Origin of the sequence: Pseudomonas sp. Leaf48, assembly GCF_001421885.1 — a bacterium.
Lineage (GTDB): Bacteria > Pseudomonadota > Gammaproteobacteria > Pseudomonadales > Pseudomonadaceae > Aquipseudomonas.
This window is the reverse complement of sequence record NZ_LMLH01000004.1, coordinates 81,017-102,535: the sequence shown is the minus strand read 5'-3', so window position 1 is coordinate 102,535 and position 21,519 is coordinate 81,017. Positions and strand designations below refer to the sequence as shown.

17 protein-coding genes and 2 pseudogenes are annotated in these 21,519 nt (G+C 59.3%); 11 read left to right on the top strand and 8 right to left on the bottom strand.

Going from position 1 to position 21,519, the window contains the following annotated elements; translation table 11 throughout:
- Positions 1–3: 3 nt before the first annotated feature.
- Positions 4–975: a GDP-mannose 4,6-dehydratase gene (gmd, locus tag ASE98_RS04950; protein ID WP_060540254.1), complete on the bottom strand. Its 972-nt coding sequence runs from the start codon at positions 973–975 to the stop codon at positions 4–6.
- On the bottom strand, positions 972–1,886 hold the full coding sequence (locus ASE98_RS04945; RefSeq protein ID WP_060540253.1) for a GDP-mannose 4,6-dehydratase: 915 nt from the start codon (positions 1,884–1,886) through the stop codon (positions 972–974). Before ASE98_RS04945 ends, gmd begins: the two co-directional genes overlap by 4 nt.
- A gap of 427 nt (positions 1,887–2,313) precedes the next feature.
- Here ASE98_RS04945 and ASE98_RS04940 point away from each other — a divergent pair, with 427 nt between their 5' ends.
- The 7 genes and pseudogenes from ASE98_RS04940 (at position 2,314) to ASE98_RS04910 (ending at position 11,442) form a co-directional block, all read left to right on the top strand.
- Complete coding sequence (locus ASE98_RS04940; protein WP_060540252.1) at positions 2,314–3,927, top strand: glycosyltransferase; 1,614 nt, start codon at positions 2,314–2,316, stop codon at positions 3,925–3,927.
- Entirely contained in the window at positions 3,921–5,225 is a 1,305-nt protein-coding gene (locus tag ASE98_RS04935) for a glycosyltransferase (RefSeq protein WP_060540251.1), read from the top strand. Before ASE98_RS04940 ends, ASE98_RS04935 begins: the two co-directional genes overlap by 7 nt.
- Complete coding sequence (locus ASE98_RS04930; protein ID WP_060540250.1) at positions 5,222–6,097, top strand: class I SAM-dependent methyltransferase; 876 nt, start codon at positions 5,222–5,224, stop codon at positions 6,095–6,097. The genes ASE98_RS04935 and ASE98_RS04930 overlap by 4 nt, the downstream gene beginning before the upstream one ends.
- A pseudogene (locus ASE98_RS04925) lies at positions 6,087–7,240 on the top strand (acyltransferase family protein). The gene ASE98_RS04930 and the pseudogene ASE98_RS04925 overlap by 11 nt, the downstream one beginning before the upstream one ends.
- Complete coding sequence (locus ASE98_RS04920; protein ID WP_060540249.1) at positions 7,234–8,070, top strand: class I SAM-dependent methyltransferase; 837 nt, start codon at positions 7,234–7,236, stop codon at positions 8,068–8,070. The pseudogene ASE98_RS04925 and the gene ASE98_RS04920 overlap by 7 nt, the downstream one beginning before the upstream one ends.
- Positions 8,071–8,135: 65 nt before the next feature.
- Positions 8,136–9,329, top strand: a complete 1,194-nt coding sequence (locus tag ASE98_RS04915; protein WP_060540248.1) for a DUF3142 domain-containing protein — start codon at positions 8,136–8,138, stop codon at positions 9,327–9,329.
- Positions 9,316–11,442, top strand: a complete 2,127-nt coding sequence (locus ASE98_RS04910; RefSeq protein WP_060540247.1) for a hypothetical protein — start codon at positions 9,316–9,318, stop codon at positions 11,440–11,442. Before ASE98_RS04915 ends, ASE98_RS04910 begins: the two co-directional genes overlap by 14 nt.
- 3 nt (positions 11,443–11,445) lie before the next feature.
- Here ASE98_RS04910 and ASE98_RS04905 read toward each other — a convergent pair whose 3' ends face one another.
- Positions 11,446–12,075 (bottom strand): LysE family translocator, encoded by a 630-nt coding sequence (locus ASE98_RS04905; RefSeq protein WP_060540246.1) that lies wholly within the window; start codon positions 12,073–12,075, stop codon positions 11,446–11,448.
- 145 nt (positions 12,076–12,220) lie between these two features.
- Here ASE98_RS04905 and ASE98_RS04900 point away from each other — a divergent pair, with 145 nt between their 5' ends.
- A complete protein-coding gene (locus ASE98_RS04900) occupies positions 12,221–12,694 on the top strand; it encodes an Lrp/AsnC family transcriptional regulator (protein ID WP_060540245.1) in 474 nt (157 codons plus the stop codon).
- Between the two features lie 77 nt (positions 12,695–12,771).
- Here the strand turns inward: ASE98_RS04900 and lpdA are convergent, their stop codons facing one another.
- Positions 12,772–14,172: a dihydrolipoyl dehydrogenase gene (gene lpdA / locus ASE98_RS04895; RefSeq protein WP_060540244.1), complete on the bottom strand. Its 1,401-nt coding sequence runs from the start codon at positions 14,170–14,172 to the stop codon at positions 12,772–12,774.
- Positions 14,173–14,535: 363 nt separating this feature from the next.
- On the opposite strand from lpdA, the gene cfaB reads away from it, so the two are divergent.
- Positions 14,536–15,723 (top strand): C17 cyclopropane fatty acid synthase CfaB, encoded by a 1,188-nt coding sequence (cfaB, locus tag ASE98_RS04890; RefSeq protein WP_060540243.1) that lies wholly within the window; start codon positions 14,536–14,538, stop codon positions 15,721–15,723.
- Here cfaB and cls read toward each other — a convergent pair.
- On the bottom strand, positions 15,720–17,159 hold the full coding sequence (cls, locus tag ASE98_RS04885) for a cardiolipin synthase (RefSeq protein WP_060540242.1): 1,440 nt from the start codon (positions 17,157–17,159) through the stop codon (positions 15,720–15,722). The genes cfaB and cls overlap by 4 nt on opposite strands.
- A 132-nt stretch (positions 17,160–17,291) precedes the next feature.
- Here cls and ASE98_RS04880 point away from each other — a divergent pair, with 132 nt between their 5' ends.
- The gene (locus tag ASE98_RS04880; protein ID WP_060540241.1) at positions 17,292–17,813 is read left to right on the top strand and encodes a DUF3617 domain-containing protein; all 522 of its coding nucleotides are present in this window, start codon (positions 17,292–17,294) and stop codon (positions 17,811–17,813) included.
- Positions 17,814–17,860: 47 nt separating this feature from the next.
- Here the strand turns inward: ASE98_RS04880 and ASE98_RS04875 are convergent, their stop codons facing one another.
- From ASE98_RS04875 to folE2, 3 genes and pseudogenes are all read right to left on the bottom strand, one after another.
- Positions 17,861–18,802 carry a His/Gly/Thr/Pro-type tRNA ligase C-terminal domain-containing protein gene (locus ASE98_RS04875; RefSeq protein WP_060540406.1) on the bottom strand — a complete coding sequence of 314 codons (942 nt, stop codon included), beginning with the start codon at positions 18,800–18,802 and terminating at the stop codon, positions 17,861–17,863.
- A 118-nt stretch (positions 18,803–18,920) separates the two neighbouring features.
- A pseudogene (locus ASE98_RS04870) lies at positions 18,921–19,253 on the bottom strand (carbonate dehydratase); the annotation flags it as partial.
- Between the two features lie 28 nt (positions 19,254–19,281).
- Complete coding sequence (folE2, locus tag ASE98_RS04865) at positions 19,282–20,178, bottom strand: GTP cyclohydrolase FolE2 (RefSeq protein ID WP_060540405.1); 897 nt, start codon at positions 20,176–20,178, stop codon at positions 19,282–19,284.
- Between the two features lie 87 nt (positions 20,179–20,265).
- Here folE2 and zigA point away from each other — a divergent pair, with 87 nt between their 5' ends.
- Positions 20,266–21,471, top strand: a complete 1,206-nt coding sequence (zigA, locus tag ASE98_RS04860; RefSeq protein WP_060540240.1) for a zinc metallochaperone GTPase ZigA — start codon at positions 20,266–20,268, stop codon at positions 21,469–21,471.
- The last annotated feature ends 48 nt before the right edge of the window (positions 21,472–21,519 follow it).

The window sequence follows — 21,519 nt, the reverse complement described above, 5'->3', positions numbered from 1 at the left end:
GGCCTACTCCTTGGCGACGCGCTTCATGTCCGCATCCATCATCATGCGGATCAAGGTATCCAGGTCGGTTTTTGGTTTCCAGCCGAGTACGCGCTGGGCTTTGGCTGGATTGCCGAGCAGCACTTCGACCTCGGCCGGGCGGAAGAACGCCGGGTCGATCTTGACGAAATCGCGGTAGTTCAGGCCGACGTGGTCGAAGGCGATGCGGCACATTTCGCGCACGGTGGTGGTCACGCCGGTGGCGACGACGAAGTCATCTGCCTTGTCCTGTTGCAACATCAGCCACATGGCTTCGACATAGTCGCCGGCAAAACCCCAGTCACGTTTGGCGTCGATGTTGCCCAGACGCAACTCCTGCTGTTTGCCCTGCTTGATGCGCGCGGCGGCGTCGGTGACTTTGCGGGTCACGAACTCGATGCCGCGCAGCGGTGATTCGTGGTTGAACAGGATGCCGCTGCTGGCGTGCAGGTTGAAACTCTCGCGGTAGTTCACGGTGATCCAGTGGCCATAAAGCTTGGCCACGCCGTACGGGCTGCGCGGGTAGAACGGGGTGTTCTCGTCCTGCTGCTCGGCCTGGATCAGGCCAAACATTTCACTGGTGGACGCTTGATAGAAACGCGTGTGCGGGCTGAACTGGCGAATCGCTTCAAGCAGGTGGGTTACCCCCAGGCCGTCGACGATGCCGGTGGTTACCGGTTGATCCCAGGAGGCAGCGACGAAGCTTTGCGCTGCCAGGTTATAAACTTCGTCCGGGGCTGACTTGATCACCGCGCGCTGCACTGAGCAGGCATCGGCCATGTCGCCGTCCAGGTAAACGATGTCGCCCTCGACCCCCATCTCGCGCAGGCGCCAGCGCGAATCACTGCTGCGCCGCGCAACCAGGCCGTGAACTTTATAACCCTTGTCGAGCAGCAGTTTGGCCAGATAGGCGCCGTCCTGCCCGGTGATCCCTGTGATCAGTGCACTTTTTGTCATTCTTCATTCACTCGCTTCTCCCAGTCGGACAGGATCGCCCGCAGGGATTGTTGTGTTGTGATTCCAGGCGTCCATCCTGTGGCCTGGGCAAGCTTGGTATGGCTACCGCAAACGCGACGCTGATCCGCGCGGCGAAGACGCGCAGGATCCTGAACCAATTGCACGTCGACCTGGGCGAGGTCCCCCATCTGTTCGATCAGACTGCGGATGCTTTGCTCGCGCCCCGAGCAAATGTTGTAGGCCTGCCCCGGCGCGCCCTTTTCCAGCAGCGCCAGGTAGGCCGATACCACGTCACCCACATCGAGGAAGTCCCGCGTGACGTCGATATCACCGACTTCCAGTTGCGGGGCTTGCAGGCCTTGTTTGATTCGGCAGATCTGCCGCGCGGCACTGGCAATGACGAAGCTGTCTTTCTGCCCGGCGCCGATGTGGTTGAAAGGGCGTGCGACCAGCACTGACCAGCCTTCGCTCAACCCCCATTGCAGGCTGAGGAATTCCGCCGACAGTTTGCTCACGGCGTACGGGTTGCGCGGGCAGGGTGGCTGGAGTTCGGTAATCGGTAATTCGGGTTCGCCGACCTGGCCGTAAACGTCGCCAGAGCTGACATACAAAAAGGTACCGTTGAAGCCGCGAGCCTTGAGGGCCTGAAGCAGATTCAGAGTGCCGAGCAAATTGATATTGAAGGTGTTTGCCGGATCGCGGAACGCTTCGGGGACGAAAGTCTGCCCGGCCAGGTGAATGACCGCGTCGGGTAACTCCGGCCACAGGCCGTCGAGGCTTTGCGGCTGACTCAGGTCGTAGCGCTCAGCCACAGGCAGAAGCTCCCAACCCGAGGCATCAGCCCTCAGACGGGATTGGATGTGCTGACCTACGAATCCACTCAGACCCGTAACGAACAGACGTTTTTTCAAACAGCAGCCCCTTGGTCATTTATTTCGTCCATTTCCCGCAGGCTTTGGGATATGTCTGACAGACCGGTTGGATTGCTGGGTCGAAAGACAGGCGAAATGGTTTGTTGTAATTATTTAGGCATCAATTTGTGCCAACTTCGCGGCAATTTCAACAAGTCCTACCGTGACTGATCAGTTCTCGTCAGCGCTAGCTGATTTATTCTGGCGGGGCGGTTCCCGGATCCTCGATGGATGTGTTTAGAATGCCCCTCGTCACGATTACTCAGGGTTCGGCCGATTGTTTTTGAACCTTGCGAAACTGGCCACTAAAACAAGAACGTAGACGAGCAAGAAGACGCTGGACGAGGGCCGGAGAATTTCGACTCGATCTTGCGCTTTGCTGTCATAGAGTGGGGCTGCCGGGACGGCGGTTTCATCGTGGGATGCCATGAATTTCATTCTTTACTCAGACGTCAATGACAGCTCCATCAGCCAGAGCCTCGGTCGTCCTGAATACAGTTATTTCTTCGTCTTGAAGGCTTATCGCCCTGTGCTCGAAAGCCTGGGGCGGGTGCATGTGGTGTCGTCGGTCGCAGAAGTCGACCCGCTGTATCGGCAACTGCAACAGGCCGGTGAGCAATGCCTTTTTCTTTCGTTCTCGCCGCCGCACAAAACCCCGACCGACCTGCAATGCCCGATGGTATGTGTGGTTGCCTGGGAATTTGACTCGATCCCGGCGGAGCACTGGGACAACGATACGAGGCATGACTGGAGCCAGACCCTGGCGCGCCATGGTCGGGTGATTACCTTGTCCAGCCACACGGCTCAAGCCATCCACCGAACCCTGGGTGAAGACTTCCCGGTATTGGTGTTACCCACGCCGTTGTGGGAACGCTTCGCCGATGTGCGTCAAGTGTACCCGAGTAATTCGGTGAACCAGGGCACCACGTTGCAGATCAAAGGCTGCATCATCGACAGCCATGCCCTGGGGTTGTCAGCCGATGGTTTGATCGCGCCGCTACTCGACGAGCCGGAACTGCAAAGCGGTGCCGAGAGTGTTGAAGAACCGCAACCTGAGCCAACGCCTGAACCCGAACCGCAAGTCCTGGCGCCGCCACCACTGACCCTGCGGCGACGTGTGTTCATCAGCAAACATTATCTGTTGCTGTGGTATCGCGAAGCTGTACGCGACCTGGTGCCGAATACCGTTCGCGCGCTCCTCGGCCGGTTTCGCTCGCCGCCCCGACTGGCTGAACCAGCGCTTTTACCGGAACTTGAAACACAGCCGGTGGTGACAACCGAAAGCGAAGCGTCGGAGCCAGTCGAGCACCCTCAAGCCATCTTTCCCGATACCAGTCAACGCGTCGAAATCAACGTCAGCGGCGTGGTGTACGTGAGCGTGTTCAACCCCGACGATGGCCGCAAGAACTGGCACCATCTGATCACCGCGTTCTGCTGGGCCCTGCGCGACGCGCAAGACGCCACGCTGGTGCTGAAGATGACCCAGAACGACTTGTCGACCTATTACGTCGAACTGATCACCTTGCTGTCACAACTTTCTCCGTTCGCCTGTCGGGTTGTGGTCATGCACGGCTATCTGCAGGACGAGGAGTTCGCCAGGCTTTACGGTGCGGCGAGTTTCTACGTCAACGCGTCGCGCTGCGAAGGCCTGTGTCTGCCGTTGATGGAGTTCATGTCTTGCGCCCGGCCGGTGATTGCGCCGAACCACACGGCGATGCGTGACTATATCGATGAGCGGGTCGCATTCATCGTCAAGTCCAGCCATGAGCCGACGATCTGGCCGGAAGACGCGCGCATTCTCTATCGTACCCTGCGCCATCGGCCGGACTGGGGCTCGCTCAAAGCCGCCTATGAGGACAGTTACGCCATGGCCAAAAACCATCCCGAGGCCTACCAGGCGATGGCCGCGGCCGCCAATGAACGCATGCGCGAATACTGCAGTTTTGCCCCGGTTCAGCAACGTCTGGCGCAATTCCTCGGGCAGGTGCCGGGCAGCGAAACCAAGCCGTTGGCCGCCGAGGCCGGGATTGCATCATGCTGATCATCATTCATTCGGAAACCAACAAGAGCAACATCCAGCAGAACCTGGGAAAGCCCGAGTACAGCTACTACTTTGTCCTCAAGGAGTTCCGCCCGGTGCTGGAGCGACTGGGTCAGGTCATCGAAGTCAGCAACCCTGAGGAAATGGTCGATCGCCTGTATTTCGATTGCTTGAGCCGTGGCGAAGACTGCGTCTTTCTGTCGTTCTCGCCGCCCCATCGCACGCCGGTTCACTACGCGTGCCCGACCATCCCGGTGTTCGCCTGGGAGTTCAGCACCATCCCCACTGAAAGCTGGCAGGGCGAACCCCGCCATGACTGGCGCATGGTGCTGGGTGCATCCGGGCGCGCGATAACCCATTCGACCTTCACGGTAAATGCCGTGCGCGATGTGATGGGCGCCGATTATCCGATCTGCGCCATCGCGGCGCCGGTGTGGGATCGCTTTGCCGCACGGGGCGAGCACCTGACCAAGCGTCCGGTGGTGGATCCGGTGCGGCTTAACCTGCGTGGCCTGTTGATCGACAGCCGCACTACGGATTTGCGCCCCTATGGTCCGCCAGCGTTGCGCGAAGGAACCCCGATCTCCTTTGCCGGGCCGCCGCAGGATTGTCAGTTGCAGCTTGAGGGCGTGGTCTACACCTCGGTGTTCAATCCTTACGACGGGCGCAAGAACTGGCAGGACATGATCAGCGCGTTCTGCACGGTTTTCCGCGACACCCCCGATGCGACTCTGGTGCTGAAACTCACTCACCATGACATCGCCAACGCGTTGAACGACATGCTGCATCACGTCTACAAAAATCAGTCGTACCAGTGCCGGATCGTGCTGATCCACGGCTATCTGGCAGACGTTGATTACGAGAGGCTGGTCCAGGCCACCAGTTACGTGGTTAACAGCTCTTACGGCGAAGGGCAGTGCATGCCGCTGATGGAGTTCATGTCTTGCGGCAAGCCGGCGATCGCGCCCCTCAATACAGCGATGGCCGATTACGTCGATAACGATAATGCCTTCATCGTCGACTCCACTGATGAGCTGACGTCCTGGCCCCACGATCCCCGGGCGGCCTATCGCACGCTGCGTTACGTGACGGATTGGGATTCCTTGTGTGCGGCCTATCGCGCCAGCTATGACGTGGCGAAAACCGATGTCGAACGCTACGCCAGCATGTCGGCTCATGCGGTCAGCAGTCTGGAGCGTTTCTGCAGCCAGGCCGGCACCGAAGCGCGACTGCGGACATTTTTCGAACAGCGATTGCAACAGCTCCGGGCACCCTCCGTGGAAGCCTCTGACGCATGATCCGCCGTCTGCTTGCACGATTTCGCCCGGCACCACTGCCTGCGCCAGCTCCGTTCGATTGTCTGTCGCCGCGGGATGTTGGCTTGCATGACGCTGTCCTTGACGGCTGGTTTCTCAATGACAGCGGCGAACTGCTCAAGGGCTTTGCAATAACTGCTGATGACACCTTGCTTGATGTTGGTTGTGGCGAGGGTGTGGCGTCTTTGTTTGCGGTGCGCCAGGGTGCATCGGTGATTTTCACCGACAGTGAAGAGGACAAGGTGCGCGACCTCGCCCGGCAAATTGAAGCGCTAAGCAGCAAGCCGAATCTGGGCCTGGTCAGCAACAGCCTGCCATTGCCACTGGCCGATGGTTGCGCGAGCAAGGTGGTGTGCATGGAAGTATTGGAGCACATCGACCAGCCCGAGCCATTCATGGCCGAACTGGTGCGCATGGGCCGCCCCGGCGCGCAGTATCTGCTCAGTGTGCCGGCACCCGTCGGTGAGCACTTGCAGCAAGGCATCGCCCCGGCCAGTTATTACCAGGCGCCCAACCATGTACAGATTTTCACCCCGGAGCGTTTTGCCGCCCTGGTGGAGGACGCGGGACTGGTGATCGAGCATCGTCAGGCCAGTGGATTCTTCTGGGTGATGGGCATGATTTTTTTCTGGGCCAGTGAGCGCGCCGCCGGGCGTGATCCGGGCGGCGCAGTACGCGACCGGATTCAGGCACCGTACCCACCGCTGATGGAAAGCTGGGCGCGAACCTGGCAGGACCTGCTGGCTCGTCCAGACGGACTGGCCATCAAGCAGACGCTCGACCGCTTCATGCCCAAGAGCCAGGTGATCATTGCCCGCAAGCCGCTGAATGCGGAGGGCCGTCATGAACGCTAAACGGATCATGGACATTGAAGTACTGCGCGCTATCGCGGTGCTGGGTGTCCTGTTCCATCATTTGCAGGGATCGTTGTTCACCGACTCCGTGCCAGCGCTGGAAAAAATCCATGCATGGGCGCAGCCATGGTGGGGCGTCGACCTGTTTTTTGCGATCTCCGGATTCGTCATCGCTCGCAGCCTGATACCCGCGCTGCAAGGTTGCAGCACGCGCCAGGAGTACTGGGAACAGACGCGTAATTTCTGGTTGCGACGAGCGTTTCGCCTGTTGCCATCGGCCTGGTTGTGGCTGGCGTTAATGCTGCTGGCGTGTGTGTTCCTCAACCGCTCGGGGGCGTTCGGTTCACTGTACGCCAACCTGCAAGCCACCCTGGCGGGGGTGTTTCAGTACGCCAATTTCCGCTTCGCCGACAGCTTCTTTCATTACGAATACGGCAGCAGTTTTGTGTACTGGAGCCTGTCGCTGGAAGAGCAGTTTTATCTGCTGTTTCCGCTGTTGATTCTGCTGTGCCGCAAACATCTGGTGTGGGCCTTGTTGGCATTGGTCGCCGTGCAGCTGTTCACCCTGCGGACACCCTTGCTGATGGTCGTTCGTACCGATGCACTGGCCCTCGGTGTGCTGCTGGCGATGTGGAGCGCTCAGCCGGGCTACCGGCGCTGGGAGCCGACCTTTTTGCGTCATCCATGGGCGGGCGTGTCGACGTTCATTGTTGTCGGCATGCTGTTGAGCTACATGGCCACCGATCGTTTCACCTTTGTCAGTTACCGCATCGGCGCGATCGCCGTGCTCAGCGCGCTGCTGGTATGGATAGCTTCCTACGACCGCGATTACCTGTTGCCAGCCGGCCAATTGCAACGGTTGATGGCCTGGATTGGCAGCCGCTCCTACGGTATCTACCTGATTCACATTCCGGCCTATCAACTGGTGCGTGAGCTGATCTTTCGCTTGCAGGGCGCTGGCATGCCGAGCCCTGCCGGGCATCCGGTCCTCACATTGTTGATCGCTTTCGGCCTGATCGTAGTGCTCAGTGAACTGAATTACCGCTTTATCGAAATGCCTATGCGCAACCGTGGTACCGCTCTGGTCAAGCGCCTCGGTACGCACGAACCGCCGTCCCATCCTCTGGAGCCACCTCATGCTGAGCCTTTTGAAGAAACTCACGGCGGCGACGCCTGCACCGGCCCCGACGCAGCCTGTCGCGCCGGTTGCCGACAAGGTCGATCCGTACATGCTTGGTCTGCACGATGCGATGCTCAGTGGCTGGTTCAACGAGGAGACCGGCGAGTTATTCAAAGGCTTCCCGGTGACGGCTGATGACACGCTGCTGGATGTCGGCTGCGGAGATGGCGGCAATGTGCACTTTTGCGCTATGCGCGGAGCCGGCATCATCATTGCCGACATCGATGGCGCCAAGGTCGAAGCGACTCGCCAGCGCCTGAGCGACACGCCGGCGCGGGGCGTCGAGTGCCACGTCACGGACTGCAATCCGCTACCGATTGCCGATGCCACCGCCACCCGGGTGGTGTCTACTGAAGTCATCGAGCATGTCGACGACCCGGCGCAGTTCCTCGCCGAGCTGGTGCGGGTGGGCAAGCCCGGGGCACTGTATTTGCTCAGCGTTCCGCACCCGAGTTCTGAAGATCTGCAAAAAGATATCGCCGCGCCGCAGTATTTCCAGAAGCCCAACCACATTCGCATCATCAGCGAAGAGCAATTCAAGGCGATGGTCAGCGACGCCGGCCTGGAAGTCATCAGCCATAGCCAGTACGGGTTCTATTGGTCGATGTGGATGCTGTTGTTCTGGGAAGCCAAGGTCGATTTCAGCAACGCCGACCATCCGTTGCTCAACCATTGGGCCGACACCTGGCAGGCGGTTTTGTCCTCGCCCCGGGGTGCCCAGATCAAACAGGCGCTGGACGCGGTCGTGGCAAAAAGTCAGGTGATCATTGCCCGCAAGCCAATGGATGCGTAGGGTAACGAGCAGAGCGACAAAGGGCCTTGAGAGGCCCTTTTTGCATTTCAGGAACAAGGTTATTCATGGCATTTTTTACCCGCTTGAGCGTTCTGCTGGCAGTGCTGTTGCTCAACGGTTGCGAGCGTCAGGACGCGCCGCCGCTCGATCAACAACTGTATGTCTGGCAACGGCAATGGACGCCAGCCCATGACGCCGCGCTGCGCGACAGCCACGACGATTTTTCGACCTTGCGTGTGCTGGCCTTGCAGGCGTTTTCCCAGGCTGGCTGGAGCCGGGCACGAATCGATCCGACGCTGCTCAAGCGAGATGGCCGACCGCTGATTGCAGTGATTCGTTTGGACGGGCAGCTAAAGAAGTTGGATCGGGACGAGGTCACGGCGCAGATCCAGCAGGTACTTAGCGATTGGCAAGGGCAGGGTCTGGTGCTCTCCGGGGTGGAAATCGACCACGATGCGGGCAGCGCCCGGCTACCGGTTTACCGCGAATTTCTAGCGCATTTGCGCGCCGCATTGCCGGCCTCCTTGCCACTGAGCATCACCGCTTTGCCGGCCTGGCTCGACAGCCCTGAATTGCCGGCGTTGCTGGCGACGGTCGACAGTAGCGTATTACAGGTGCATGCGGTGAGCGATCCGCGGCGCGGATTGTTCGACGCGGATCAAGCGCGCCAATGGGCCTGGGCCTGGAGCCGCATCACCAGGAAGCCGTTTTATCTGGCCCTGCCGGCTTATGGCGTGGCGTTGTTGCCGGGAGACGCTGGCGCACCCGTCGTGGAAAGCGAGGTGCCTATCGAAAGGGTTGGCAAACGCCGTGAGTTGTTGGCCGACCCGCTGCAACTGAGCGAACTTGGCGCCCGGTTGCGCGCTGATCCTCCTGCTCATCTGGCCGGGTTGATCTGGTTTCGCCTGCCACTGGTCACTGACCGCAGGGCCTGGAGCCTGACGACTTTGGCGGCTGTCGCACGCGGTGAAACCCTCGACAGTCGTCTGGGCTTGAAGCTTTCGGCGCAGGACGGGCTCTACGACATCAGCATCAACAATGAGGGCAACCTCGACAGCGCCTGGCCCGAACGCCTGACGCTGGCGGTGCAGGGTTGCGAAGGTGCCGACGCATTGGCCGGTTATACATTGCAACAGCAACCGCAGATGCTTACCTTCACGCGCCTGCGCGACGGTCGAATTGCGGCCGGCGGGCAGCGCGCCATCGGTTGGGCTCGCTGCGCACACATTGATCAAGGAGGTTCGAATGTTCACCCGTAATTGGCCGCGTCATTTGCTGTGCCTGAGCCTCAGCCTGCCGCTGGGGTCGGCTCTGGCCTGCGGTCCGGACTTCCCCATGCGTCTGCTGGACAACCGTGGGCAGTCGCTTGCAGAGCTGCCGGAAGGCAACTTCGCTTTCGAGATCAGTCGCCTCGGCCAGGCCATCGCGGGGCTGAAAAACGTCACGGCCGCCACCCATAATCCGGATTACAGCTACGGCGATACGCCTGATTATGCCGATCAGCGCAGTGCAGCCGAACAGGCTGGCTTGACGCCTGAGCAGCAAGCGCTGGTGCAACAACTGCGCAGCCTGACGGATGCCAATCAAGTTGTAGAGCAAGGTTCGAACCTGCCGGCCGAGTACAGGTTCTATCTGGCCGGTGCCGTGGCGTTCAACGCCGGTAACCGTGAGCTGGCTGCCGACTACTTTCAGAAAGTACTGGCGCTGCCGATGGATCAACGCCCGCTGCGCAGCACCTGGGCGGCGTACTCGTTAGGGCGGGCGCTGTTCGCCCTGAGTTCAGAGGCGGGTGCCGACCCCGACCTGTTGACTCAAGCTCGAAAGGCCTTCGAGCAAACTCGACAGCTAAGCATCGATGGCTTCAGTGACCCGCTGGAACTGGGTGTCGCCAGCCTTGGTGAGGAAGCCCGGGTGGTGCGCACAGCTGGCGACTGGAACCGGGCAATCGAGCTCTATGCCGCGCAAAATCTCCACGGATCGGCAGTGGGCTACAGTTCGCTGAAACTGTTGATGGCTGATCTGGCGGCGATGCCAGAGGACCAACTCGCCGAACTGCTCAAGGGTAAACCGGTGCAGCAGTTGGTGACTGCGTCGCTGATCAGTCGACTCGGCTGGTCATTTGGTGATGAACCGGAAAACCAGAAGAAACTGGTCAAGACGTTGCAGAACACCACTCGCGGCAGCCTTGAAAACGCCGATCGACTGGCGGCGATGAATTATCAGCAGGGCGATTACGCCAGTGCCAAGGCTTTCCTCGAACATGCCGGAGATGGCGGGCTGGCGTGGTGGCTGCGGGCAAAACTGGCCGTGCGTGAAGGCGATAAAAGCGCTGCGGCCGCAGCATATGCCAAGGCGGCCCAGGCCTTCCCACAGAGTGAGGCGTGGGGCGAGCGACGCACTCCGGACTTCGATTACGAAGCGCTTGCGCCCAAATGTCGGGTCGAGGGTGAAAGCGCAATTCTCGCCCTGCAACGGGGAGACTACCTGCAAGCCTTCGATCAACTCTATCGCAGCCAGGGCGTCTACTGGTTCGACGCGGCCACCGTCGCTGAACGGGTGTTGACCCTCGAAGAGCTCAAGCAGTACGTCGACACTCAGGTGCCGGCACCACCGGTGCTCAGCCAGCAGGATCGCGACAATTACGTGCCCTTGCCGGTGGCTGCGAGCCTGCGAAATCTGCTTGGGCGGCGATTGTTGCGTGAAGGGCATTACGAGCAGGCGCCGGCGTATTTCGATAACCCCGGTTTGCAGAACAAGGCCAGGCTGTATGGCCAGCAGCGTCAGACTGCCGATTCGGCGTGGTGGCCGACCCGGCGCGCTGCTGCGCTGTTCAATGCTGCGTGGACGGCGCGGGAGTGGGGGATGGACATTCTCGGCTATGAAATGGCGCCGGACTACGCCACGTTGGGTGGTAATTTCAGCCTGGGAAGCACTGAGCTCAAGGTCGGCCCGCTAGTGACTGAAGACGAGGTGAAGCGCCAGCAGGCCAGTGCCGCTCAGCCTGAGGAACGTTATCACTATCGCTTTGTGGCCACGGCGCTGGCCAGTCGAGCCGCGGACAATCTGCCGCATACCAGCCAGGCGTTTGCCGCCGTGCTGTGCGAGGCGTCGGGCTGGAACAGCAGCCTTGCGGACCAAAGAGCGCTGTACCAGCGTTACGTCAAGGAAGGGCCATACGTGGAATGGGCGGCCAACTTCGGTCATCAATGCCCGTATCCCGACTTCGAGAACGCCGACAAGCGCTACGTGACCCAAGTGACCGACGCCGCGCGTTCGGCGTTGCGGCCCTACAAGACGCCGCTGCTGCTCGGTGGCGTCGGGCTCATTGCCGCGGTGTTGTTGATCAGTCATCGGCGCCGCAAGGCTCGGTAGGGCTTAAGCCTGTTGCACGAAGGTCAGCCGCACCGCGAACCCGATCAACAGGCTGCCGAACAGCCACTGCTGCAGGCGCTGGGCTGAGGGGCTGCGTTGCAGCCAGCGGCCAAGCGCCGCGCCGACCAGGGCGTAGGCGGTGTCGAACATGAGGCCGACAGCGACCAGCACCAAGCCCAGCTTGGCAAATTGACCGAGCACCGACCCGGCTTGCGGATCGATGAACTGCGGCAGCAGCACCGAGCAGAACAGCAACGCCTTGGGATTGAGCAGGTTGGTCAGCAGGCCGCGCTGGATTGCTGTTCTCCAGCGCGGTTTTTCACCGCTCGGGTCAGCACCGCCGAGGCTCGGCAACATCGTGGTTCGCAGGCACTGAATGCCGATCCACAACAGGTACGCAGCACCTGCCAGGCGCACAACGTCGAACGTCCAGGGCGCCGTCTTGAACAACGCCGCAAGTCCCCATGCCGCCAGCGCCACGTGACAGGCCCGGGCGACAGCCAGGCCTACCGCCGTGGCCAGCGCGGCACCTTTGCCCTGGCGGGCCCCCGTCTGCAACAGCAAGATCATGTCCGGCCCGGGCAGCAGGTAAATCACTGCCAGTGCCGGGAAAAACAGCCAGAGCCCTGTCATGTAGCACCCCATTCGTTGTCGATTCGGTACGGCCAGTCTAGGGCTGAAGGGCAGGGCAGGTGGTTGCGTAGTCAGCTTCTAAAGAGCACTGGATTGGCATAACCTGCCATTAAAGAAAGGTTCAACCATCAGGATCTGCCAAACCATGAAACTGGATGCCTACGACCGCAAGATTCTCGCCGCGCTACAACGGGACGGTCGCCTGAGCAATGTGCAACTGGCTGACGAGATCGGCCTGTCGGCCTCACCCTGTTTGCGCCGGGTGCGGATGCTCGAAGAGGCTGGGGTAATTCGCGGTTACCAGGCCAACCTGGATCGGGATGAAGTCGGGTTGGGTTTGACCGTGTTTGTCGGGGTCAAGGTCGAGCGTCATAACGATGAACAGGCCGAGGCCTTTCGCCTGGCAGTGACGGCATTGCCCGAGGTGATATCGGCGTTCCTGGTGTCAGGGGAGTCGGATTTTCTGCTGCAAGTGGTGGTGCCGGACCTGCGCGCCTATGACCGTTTTCTTACTGGCCGGTTGCTGACGCTGCCCGGCGTGAGCGATATCCGCAGCAACTTTGCGATTCATACGGTGAAGACCCCGGGGGCTTTGCCGTTGGAGCATTTGCCTGCTTGAAAAACAAAAGATCACAGCTTGCAGCAGCTCTCACCGATCTAAGTAGGCGCTGCCGCAGCTGCGAGCTTTCGACCTTGCTACATCTGCGTCGCCATCCCCTCCACATTCATCGCCGCCTGGCGCAGCGCCTCGGAGCGCGTCGGGTGTGGATGGCAAGTCAGGGCAATGTCTTCGGCCGAAGCGCTGAACTCCATGGCTACGCAATATTCGCCAATCAACTCACTGACACTTGGGCCGACCAGGTGCACGCCGAGGATTTCGTCGGTGCGTTCATCGGCGATGACCTTGGCGAAGCCCTCGGTCTCGTGGTTGATCTTGGCCCGGCTGTTGGCGGTGAAGGGAAATTTACCGACCTTGTACGCGCGACCTTCAGCCTTGAGCTGTTCTTCGGTTTTGCCGACGCTGGCCAGCTCCGGTTTGGTGTAGATCACACTGGGGATCAGATCGTAATTGACCTCCCCGGCCTTGCCGACGATCTGCTCGACGCAGGCCATGGCCTCGTCTTCGGCTTTGTGCGCGAGCATGGGGCCTGAGGTCACATCGCCAATAACCCAGACGCCTGCCGCCTCGGTGCGGTGGCCCTTGTTGGCGAGCATGCCGCGTTTGTCCGTGGCGAGGCCGACATTTTCCAGCCCCAGGCCCTGTGTATACGGTCGCCGTCCGATGGCCACCAGCACGTAATCGGCCTCAATCAATTCGGCAGTACCGCCCGCGGCGGGTTCGACGCTGAGCTGGACACTGTTGGCGGATGCAGTGGCGCTGGTCACTTTTGAGCTCAATTTGAAACTGATGCCTTGCTTGCCCAGTGAGCGCTGCAGAGTCTTGCCGGCTTCGACGTCAACCCCGGGACAGATTCGGTCGAGGAACTCGACGACCGTCACCTGCGCACCCAGACGTCGCCACACGGAGCCCAGCTCCAGCCCGATCACGCCAGCTCCGATTACCACCAGATGTTTAGGTACCTCGGCCAGCGACAGGGCGCCGGTGGAATCGAGGATGCGCTGGTTATCGATGTCCACGCCGGGCAGGGGAGTGGGCTCGGACCCGGTAGCGATGATGATGTCCTTGGCGCTCAGTTCAGATTTGCCACCCGCATTGTCTGTCACCGTGACTTTGCCCGGACCGTCTATGTGGCCCCAGCCCTTGATCCATTCGACCTTGTTCTTGCGAAAAAGAAACTCGATGCCCTTGGTCAGCCCGCTAACACTCTCGTCCTTCTGCTTCATCATCTGGGCCAGATTCAAGCTGGGTTTGACCTCGATCCCGAGGTTGGCGAACTCCGCTCCCATGGCCGCATCGTAAAGTTCGGAGGCGTGCAGCAATGCCTTGGAAGGCATGCAGCCGACGTTAAGGCAGGTTCCACCGAGAGTGGCTCGTCCTTCGACGCAAGCCGCTTTCAAACCCAGCTGACCGGCACGAATTGCCGCGTTGTAGCCGCCTGGACCACCGCCGAGTATTACGACGTCATAGATGCTCATGGATCTGCTCCTTGGATTTGAAAGGGGATCGAATGGTTAAAAGTAGTCGGTGTATAAACCAAGGACGCAATTTGTTTGTCCTCGCGCGTGCCGCTCAGGCATTTGGTTCCACGTGGAACAAAATGATTTAAGCGGCGTTGATTTCTCGTCCAGGGATGAAAAACGACAGCCTTGAGAGCGTTCATGTTTTCGAACTGTACGGCTGATTCGTAGTCACTGAATTGAGGGCACATCTTTTGTGCATTCGCGACGATGAGTCGAGGTGGCGCGAATCATTGGAATTGGCTATTCAATTGGTAGCCGGCTATTTTTCAAAAAGATGGTCTACCCTCTGATCAGAAGTCTGAAACAAGGGGAATTTTCATGCTCGCGCAACTTCCACCGGCCTTACAGAATCTGCAGTTACCGCTTCGCCTGCGACTCTGGGACGGCCACGAATTCAATCTGGGGCCGACGCCCAGCGTCACGATTGTGGTCAAGGACCCGCAAATGGTCACCCAGTTCACCCATCCCAGCCTGGATGCGCTTGGGGCGGCATTCGTCGAAGGCAAGCTGGAACTCGAAGGCTCCATCAGCGATGTGATTCGCGTCTGCGATGAATGGAGTCAGGCCTTGTTGAACGAGGAAGACGACAATCAGCCGGTGCGCACCGTCCATGACAAGGACACCGACGCCAAGGCGATCTCCTATCACTACGACCTTTCCAATGCCTTTTATCAGCTGTTTCTCGACAGCGACATGGCCTACTCCTGCGCATATTTCGAAACCGGCAGCGAAACCCTTGAGCAAGCCCAGCAGGCCAAGTTCCGGCATCTGTGCCGCAAATTGCGCCTGCAACCTGGCGAATACCTGCTGGATGTTGGCTGCGGCTGGGGCGGACTGGCGCGATACGCGGCGCGAGAGTTTGGCGCGAAAGTGTTCGGTATCACGCTGAGCAAGGAGCAACTGGCGCTGGCCCGTGAACGGGTCAAAGCCGAGGGCCTGGAGGACCTGGTCGAACTGCAATTGCTCGACTATCGCGACCTTCCCCAGGACGGGCGTTTCGACAAAGTGGTCAGTGTCGGCATGTTCGAACACGTCGGTCACGCCAATCTCGCCGAGTACTGCAAAACCCTGTTCGGCGCGGTGAAAGAGGGCGGTCTGGTGATGAATCACGGTATCACGGCCAAATCCATCGATGGACGGCCGGTGGGACGCGGTGCCGGTGAGTTCATCGGGAAGTTCGTATTTCCTAACGGCGAGTTGCCGCACCTGTCGATGATTTCCGCCGAGATCAGCGCGGCTGGGCTGGAAATCGTCGATGTCGAGAGCCTGCGCCTGCACTATGCGCGCACGCTGGATCACTGGAGCGAACGTCTGGAGGACAACCTCGACGCCGCCTCCAGACTGGTGCCGGAACAGGTGCTGCGGATCTGGCGCCTGTACCTGGCAGGGTGCGCCTACGGTTTCGCAAGGGGCTGGATGAACCTGCACCAGATTCTCGCGGTGAAAGCCCACGCCGATGGCAGTCATGAACTGCCATGGACCCGGGATGATATCTACAACCCTTAAAGAATCGGCGCAATAAGCCGGGCGACCCGCATGCCGACTTTTTGCAGGCGGTGGGCCTCCCGGCCTTCATCCTTAGCGATTTCAGTGGCTAGGGCGAAGTCGTCGTTCAGCATCTGTTCCACCTCGGCGGCGAACTTTCTGTCGACGGTCAGCAACATCACTTCGAAATTCAGGCGGAACGAACGGTTGTCCATGTTGGCGCTGCCGATGGCACTGAGCTCGTTGTCGATCAGCAACACTTTCTGATGCATGAACCCGGGTTCGTAGCGGAACATCCGCACACCTGCACGCGCGGCTTCGAAGGCATAAAGACTGGAAGCGGCGTAGACGATACGGTGGTCAGGCCGGGCCGGCAGGAGGATCCGCACATCGACGCCGCGCATCACTGCCAGGCGCAAGCCGGCGAACACCGCCTCGTCAGGAATGAAGTAGGGCGTGGTGATCCATATCCGTTCGGTGGCAGCGTAGATAGCTTCAAGGAAGAACAATGAACATGTCTCGAAGGAATCTGCCGGGCCGCTGGCGAGTAATTGGCACAGCACCCCGTCGTCAGGGTAGACCTGTGGAAGGATCAGCGGTGGCAGTTTACGCGCCGCCCAGAACCAGTCTTCGGCGAACGACTCCTGCATGCAGGCTACTACCGGGCCGCGTACTTTTACGTGGGTATCGCGCCAGGGTGCCAGAGGCGGTTTCTCGCCCATGTATTCATCGCCGACGTTGTGCCCGCCGACAAAACCAAGAACCCCGTCCACCACCACTATCTTGCGATGGTTGCGAAAGTTGACCTGAAAGCGATTGAGCCAGCCGCTGCGAGTGGCGAAGGCCTTGACCTCGACACCACCATCGCGCAATGCCTGTACGTATTTGCGGGGCAGGGAGTGGCTGCCGATGCGGTCGTATAGCAAATAGATCGCCACACCCTCGGCCGCTTTCTTCAGCATCAGGTTATGCAGGCGTTGACCGAGACGGTCGTCGTGGACGATGAAAAACTGAATCAGTACGGCTTCCTTCGCCTGGCTGATGGCCTCGAAAATGGCGTCGAATGTGGCTTGGCCATTGATCAGCAGGCGCACTTCGTTGTTTGCCAGGCACGGCATATGTCCGAGCTTTGGCATCGCTCGCAAGGAGTCGTAGGCGCTGGAAGCACGAGCACTAAGCGCTTCTTCTACCCAAGGGCGCCAGTTGAGCTCGGAGATGGCTTTGCGCATCTCCTCGTTGGCCTGGCGGCGGGCCTTGATGTAGCCATCGAAGGTGCTGCGGCCGAACACCAGATACGGGATAAGCGTCAGGTAGGGTATGAAAAACAACGACAGGGCCCAGGCGATCGAGCCTTGGGCTGTGCGAACGGTCAGCACCGCGTGTATGGCCGCGATCATGCCAAGCGTATGCACCAGTGCAATGGTGTAACCGAAAATATGTGGTCCAAAATAATCCATGGGGGCAGCCCTGCTCCTGAAGATTCAATGCTTAACAGACCATGTTCCGTGCAGAATGTCGCTAATTAATTGGCCCATGAACCGAAGCCGACGGCTGACGTCTAACAGCCACTACTGATCAGGAGTTACTCAATGAACGTTCGTCTGCTGGGTTTGGCCATGGTGTTGGGGGTGGCACTTCCTGTCGCCGCTCAGGCTCAGATGCTTCAGCCAGGTTTGTGGGAGCTGACCACAAGCAACATGAAGGTCGATGACCAGAACATGCCGGACCTGCAATTGATCCTCGGACAGATCCAGAGCCAGATCACTCCTGAGCAGCGTGCTCAACTGGAGAAGCAGGGCATCTCCATGGGCGGCAAGGGCATTCGCGCCTGCCTGACCCCGGAGCAGGTCAGGACCGACGACATTCCGTTGACCGACCCGCAATCGGGCTGCAAGCAGGAAATCACCGAACGCACCGGTAATCAGTGGAAGTTCCGCTTCAGCTGTCCACGTGCCCAGGGTTCAGGAGTTGCCACATTCCTCAGTGATCGCGAATTCACTACCAAGGTCAACGGTACCTTCAACGCCACCGGTATTCAGCAGAAGGGTAGCCTAGAATCCCGCGCCGTGTGGCTGGGCGGAGATTGCGGCACAGTCAAGCCCAGGGCTTAAAGAAGTCCGGGATTACCTGGCAAGCTCGTTTCAACAATGGGTCGCAGTCATGCATCCGATGTGGGAGCGCGCTTGCTCGCGATGGCATCTGCACCGGCGGCGAATATACCCGGCTGGTTAAACCACTGGCACAGCGCTTCGATCTCCATCCTGCCAAAATTCGCCCCGTTGCGACTACGCACGCTGACAAACCCACCGGCTTCCTCCCTCTCGCCAATCACCACCAGATACGGCACGGTCTGGCTGTGTTCACGGAGCTTGTAGTGGACTTTCTCGTTGCGTAAGTCTGCACTGGCGCGGATGCCGCTTTGACGTAAGGTCTCGGTCACGGACTGGGCATAAGTCGCCTGTCGGTCGTCCATGCTAACGACCATCACTTGCGGTGGAATACGCCAATCCTGTAGTTCCTGGTGGCTGGACCAGCACGTGCCATAGATCCGTTGCTGCAACGTTCCGCTGATGTGATCCAGGGCGAACGCCTGCAATACCCTGGTAGCAGGCACCTGAGGGCCTGTGGTCAGGTAATCGGTGTCCCCGAGACGGTATAAAGACAGGGCCTTGGAGGTCCTTGCCATTTCCTGACGCCGGATTGAATGGTTGGTTGCCGCCAGCGCCTGCATGCGAGCTTCGATCAGCGGCAGATCGACCGGCAGCAACGGCTGCTCGACTACGAATTCGTAGTAAAACCCATCTCCCAATTCCGACCCCGCACGCAGTTGTGCCGTGGGGTGGAGCTGCTTGAGCGCCATGGCCAGCATCAGCGCACAGGAGCGGCGCAGGATCTCCAGGCCATCTGGCTCCCTGGGCGTGACGATACTGACACGAGCATTCGCCTGGATCATGTGTTCGCAGTCAACCAACATCCCATCCACCCGACCTGCTACCGCTGCGCTGGCCAGACCCGAGCCAATGCTCGCAGCCAACTCGTGTACGGTCAGGGGCTGGTCGTATTCACGCAATGAACCGTCGGGCAAGGTGATCTGGATCATGTTGATATTGTTCTCGGCTATTTCGATCACATGCGCTAGCGTCTTAACCATAGAGGCAGTACCGGCCGCTGTCATTTAGACGATTGTCTTGCGCGGTCATCAACAGTGGCCTTCATGCTCAGAATTCGTTCTGCAGGGCTTTGTAGCCACGTACCAGATCGACTTTCGTACGAGCTACATCCTCGGAAAACTCCGAAGCACAGACACTCACCATTGGAAAACGGCTGAGGTCGGTTTCGGGGCCGATACGGGTGGTAGAGGCCACGTAAAAGGCATCCGGCAAGTTGCGGCCGTCGACCACCGAGTTGTGCCGTACCACGCAGCGGTTACCGACTACACAGTTGAACAGCACGCTGTTGAAACCGATGAAAACTCGATCGCCCACGGTGCACGGGCCATGAACAATCGAGCGGTGGGCGATGGAGGTGAACTCGCCAATCGTCACTGCCACTGCGTTGCACGGGTGTGGATGCAATCAATCATTTTACCTCCCAGTTGAAGGCGCTCTCGGCGATGGCGTCATGGGCATGAAGGCTTTCGGCGTGGACGACACGGATGTGGAAGGCGGTGATGCCCGGGGAGCGTTTCAGGGACAGGTTCAGGCGTCGGGCGGCGTCTTCGCAGAACATCAGGTTCTGACCGTTGGCCAAGGCAAACGCTTGTTCGTCGGCGCGCTTCACTGCTGTTTGTACCGCGGTGCCCAGTGCTGTTTCTGCGTTGTCGATGATCGCAATCAGCGGCAGATCATCCAGAAAGTCATCCAGCCGCAGACGCAGCTTCGCTGTGCTTCGTTGGCTGTGGGGCGTGGCGACAATGCCGTTGGTAGAGCCGAGCCAAACCAGAACATCGGCGTGGTCCAGCGTGCGGTTAGCAAAATCATCGACAAATTTCTGCTGGATCAATTGACGCGATAGCGCTGCGGAACATGGGCAAGTTGAGGAATAAGGCACATCGATTTTTAGTTCCACGTGGAACATCGGGTATTTCAAATGCGCTTCGATGCTAACCGGATAGCTTTTCCAGCCGCTCAATGGACTGATCAATGCCGGTCTTTTCAGCAGCACTTGCATGTGAATTTTTAAGTGAGCTGCGTTGGATAGGCCTTCGTGGCTTTCAAGAAAGTTCTGCAGAACGCGCCGCAATGAAGCTGGAGACAGGCTTTCGTGCTCGAGCCCTTCCAAGGCCAGGTACAGCCGAGACATATGAATGCCGCGCGCGTTTCCATCATCCAGGCTGACACCGGCATCGACGCTCGCGTTCAGGCGCTGGCCATCGAACAACACGGGTAGAGCAATACCGCACATACCCACCCACTCCAGCGGTATGGTTTCGTGTGAGGTTTGCGTGGCGATATCTGGCATAAGCAACGCGTTCATCGGCAGGTCCATCAGAGCAATTGATTGAAATGTTATAGTATATCAATTAGCGTGACGATGCTTTTTTCTCCTGTGAGGAACGTCCTGATGCCCAACCGCCTTCCCGTGACCGTCCTTTCCGGCTTTCTGGGTGCCGGAAAAAGTACACTTCTCAATTACATACTACGTAATCGCGACAATCTTCGAGTCGCCGTAATCGTTAACGACATGAGCGAAATCAACATCGATGGCAGTGAAGTCCAGCGTGATGTCAGCCTGAATCGCGCAGAAGAGAAGCTGGTGGAGATGAGCAATGGCTGTATTTGCTGTACGTTGCGCGAAGACCTGCTCGAGGAAGTGAGCAAACTCGCGAGGGACGGTCGTTTCGACTACCTGTTGATCGAATCTACCGGCATTTCCGAACCTTTACCCGTGGCGGAAACCTTTACCTTTCGCAATGAGGGCGGGCAGAGCCTGGCCGACATCGCCCGTCTCGACACCATGGTCACAGTGGTCGACGGCGTGAACTTCCTGCTCGACTATCAGGCCGCCGAAAGCCTCGCTTCCCGAGGTGAAACCCTCGGTGAAGGCGACGAACGTTCGATCACTGATCTGTTGATCGAGCAGGTCGAGTTTGCCGATGTGATTCTGATCAGCAAGATCGATTTGATCAGCCGCTCCGAGCGCCAGGAGCTGATCGCCATACTGGAGCGGCTCAATGCCCAGGCGGAAATCATTCCGATGGTCATGGGTGAAGTTCCGCTGGGGAAAATCCTCGACACTGGTTATTTCGACTTCGACAAAGCCGCTCAGGCACCAGGCTGGCTGCGCGAACTGCACGGCGAACACGTCCCGGAAACCGAGGCGTACGGTATCGCCTCCAGCGCTTACCGAGCGCGCAGGCCGTTCCATCCGCAGCGCTTCTTCAGTTTTATCGATCGCCCGTGGGTGAACGGGAAGCTGTTGCGCTCCAAGGGCTTTTTCTGGCTGGCGAGCAAGCATATGGATGCCGGGAGTTGGTCCCAGGCCGGCGGTTTGATGCGCCACGGTTTTGCCGGGCGCTGGTGGCGTTTCGTACCGAAGGACCAGTGGCCGCAAGACTGGGAGGGTAAAGCCGCCATCATGGAAAACTGGACTGAGGCCAACGGTGATTGCCGCCAGGAGCTAGTGTTTATCGGTCAAAACATCGACTTCGCGCAACTCAGTACCGAGCTCGACGAATGCCTGCTGACGGACGATGAAATGGTCCTTGGCGTCGAGGGATGGCGCTTGTTCCCGGATCCGTTCGGCCCCTGGTATGAAGAAGCTGCCTGACGCCTGCAGTGATTATCGGGCATATTGGCGATCAGCCAGATAACCCTC

Bases quoted from the DNA above. Each gene is read 5' to 3' on its own strand.
- ASE98_RS04930 (WP_060540250.1), top strand. From the start codon at position 5,222: ATGATCCGCCGTCTGCTTGCACGATTTCGCCCGGCACCACTGCCTGCG.
- cfaB (WP_060540243.1), top strand. From the start codon at position 14,536: ATGCTCGCGCAACTTCCACCGGCCTTACAGAATCTGCAGTTACCGCTT.
- ASE98_RS04905 (WP_060540246.1), bottom strand. From the start codon at position 12,075: ATGACAGGGCTCTGGCTGTTTTTCCCGGCACTGGCAGTGATTTACCTG.
- ASE98_RS04910 (WP_060540247.1), top strand. From the start codon at position 9,316: ATGTTCACCCGTAATTGGCCGCGTCATTTGCTGTGCCTGAGCCTCAGC.
- gmd (WP_060540254.1), bottom strand. From the start codon at position 975: ATGACAAAAAGTGCACTGATCACAGGGATCACCGGGCAGGACGGCGCC.
- ASE98_RS04920 (WP_060540249.1), top strand. From the start codon at position 7,234: ATGCTGAGCCTTTTGAAGAAACTCACGGCGGCGACGCCTGCACCGGCC.
- ASE98_RS04875 (WP_060540406.1), bottom strand. From the start codon at position 18,802: ATGATCCAGATCACCTTGCCCGACGGTTCATTGCGTGAATACGACCAG.
- ASE98_RS04915 (WP_060540248.1), top strand. From the start codon at position 8,136: ATGGCATTTTTTACCCGCTTGAGCGTTCTGCTGGCAGTGCTGTTGCTC.
- ASE98_RS04940 (WP_060540252.1), top strand. From the start codon at position 2,314: ATGAATTTCATTCTTTACTCAGACGTCAATGACAGCTCCATCAGCCAG.
- lpdA (WP_060540244.1), bottom strand. From the start codon at position 14,172: ATGAGCATCTATGACGTCGTAATACTCGGCGGTGGTCCAGGCGGCTAC.
- ASE98_RS04935 (WP_060540251.1), top strand. From the start codon at position 3,921: ATGCTGATCATCATTCATTCGGAAACCAACAAGAGCAACATCCAGCAG.
- folE2 (WP_060540405.1), bottom strand. From the start codon at position 20,178: ATGAACGCGTTGCTTATGCCAGATATCGCCACGCAAACCTCACACGAA.
- ASE98_RS04880 (WP_060540241.1), top strand. From the start codon at position 17,292: ATGAACGTTCGTCTGCTGGGTTTGGCCATGGTGTTGGGGGTGGCACTT.
- zigA (WP_060540240.1), top strand. From the start codon at position 20,266: ATGCCCAACCGCCTTCCCGTGACCGTCCTTTCCGGCTTTCTGGGTGCC.
- ASE98_RS04900 (WP_060540245.1), top strand. From the start codon at position 12,221: ATGAAACTGGATGCCTACGACCGCAAGATTCTCGCCGCGCTACAACGG.
- cls (WP_060540242.1), bottom strand. From the start codon at position 17,159: ATGGATTATTTTGGACCACATATTTTCGGTTACACCATTGCACTGGTG.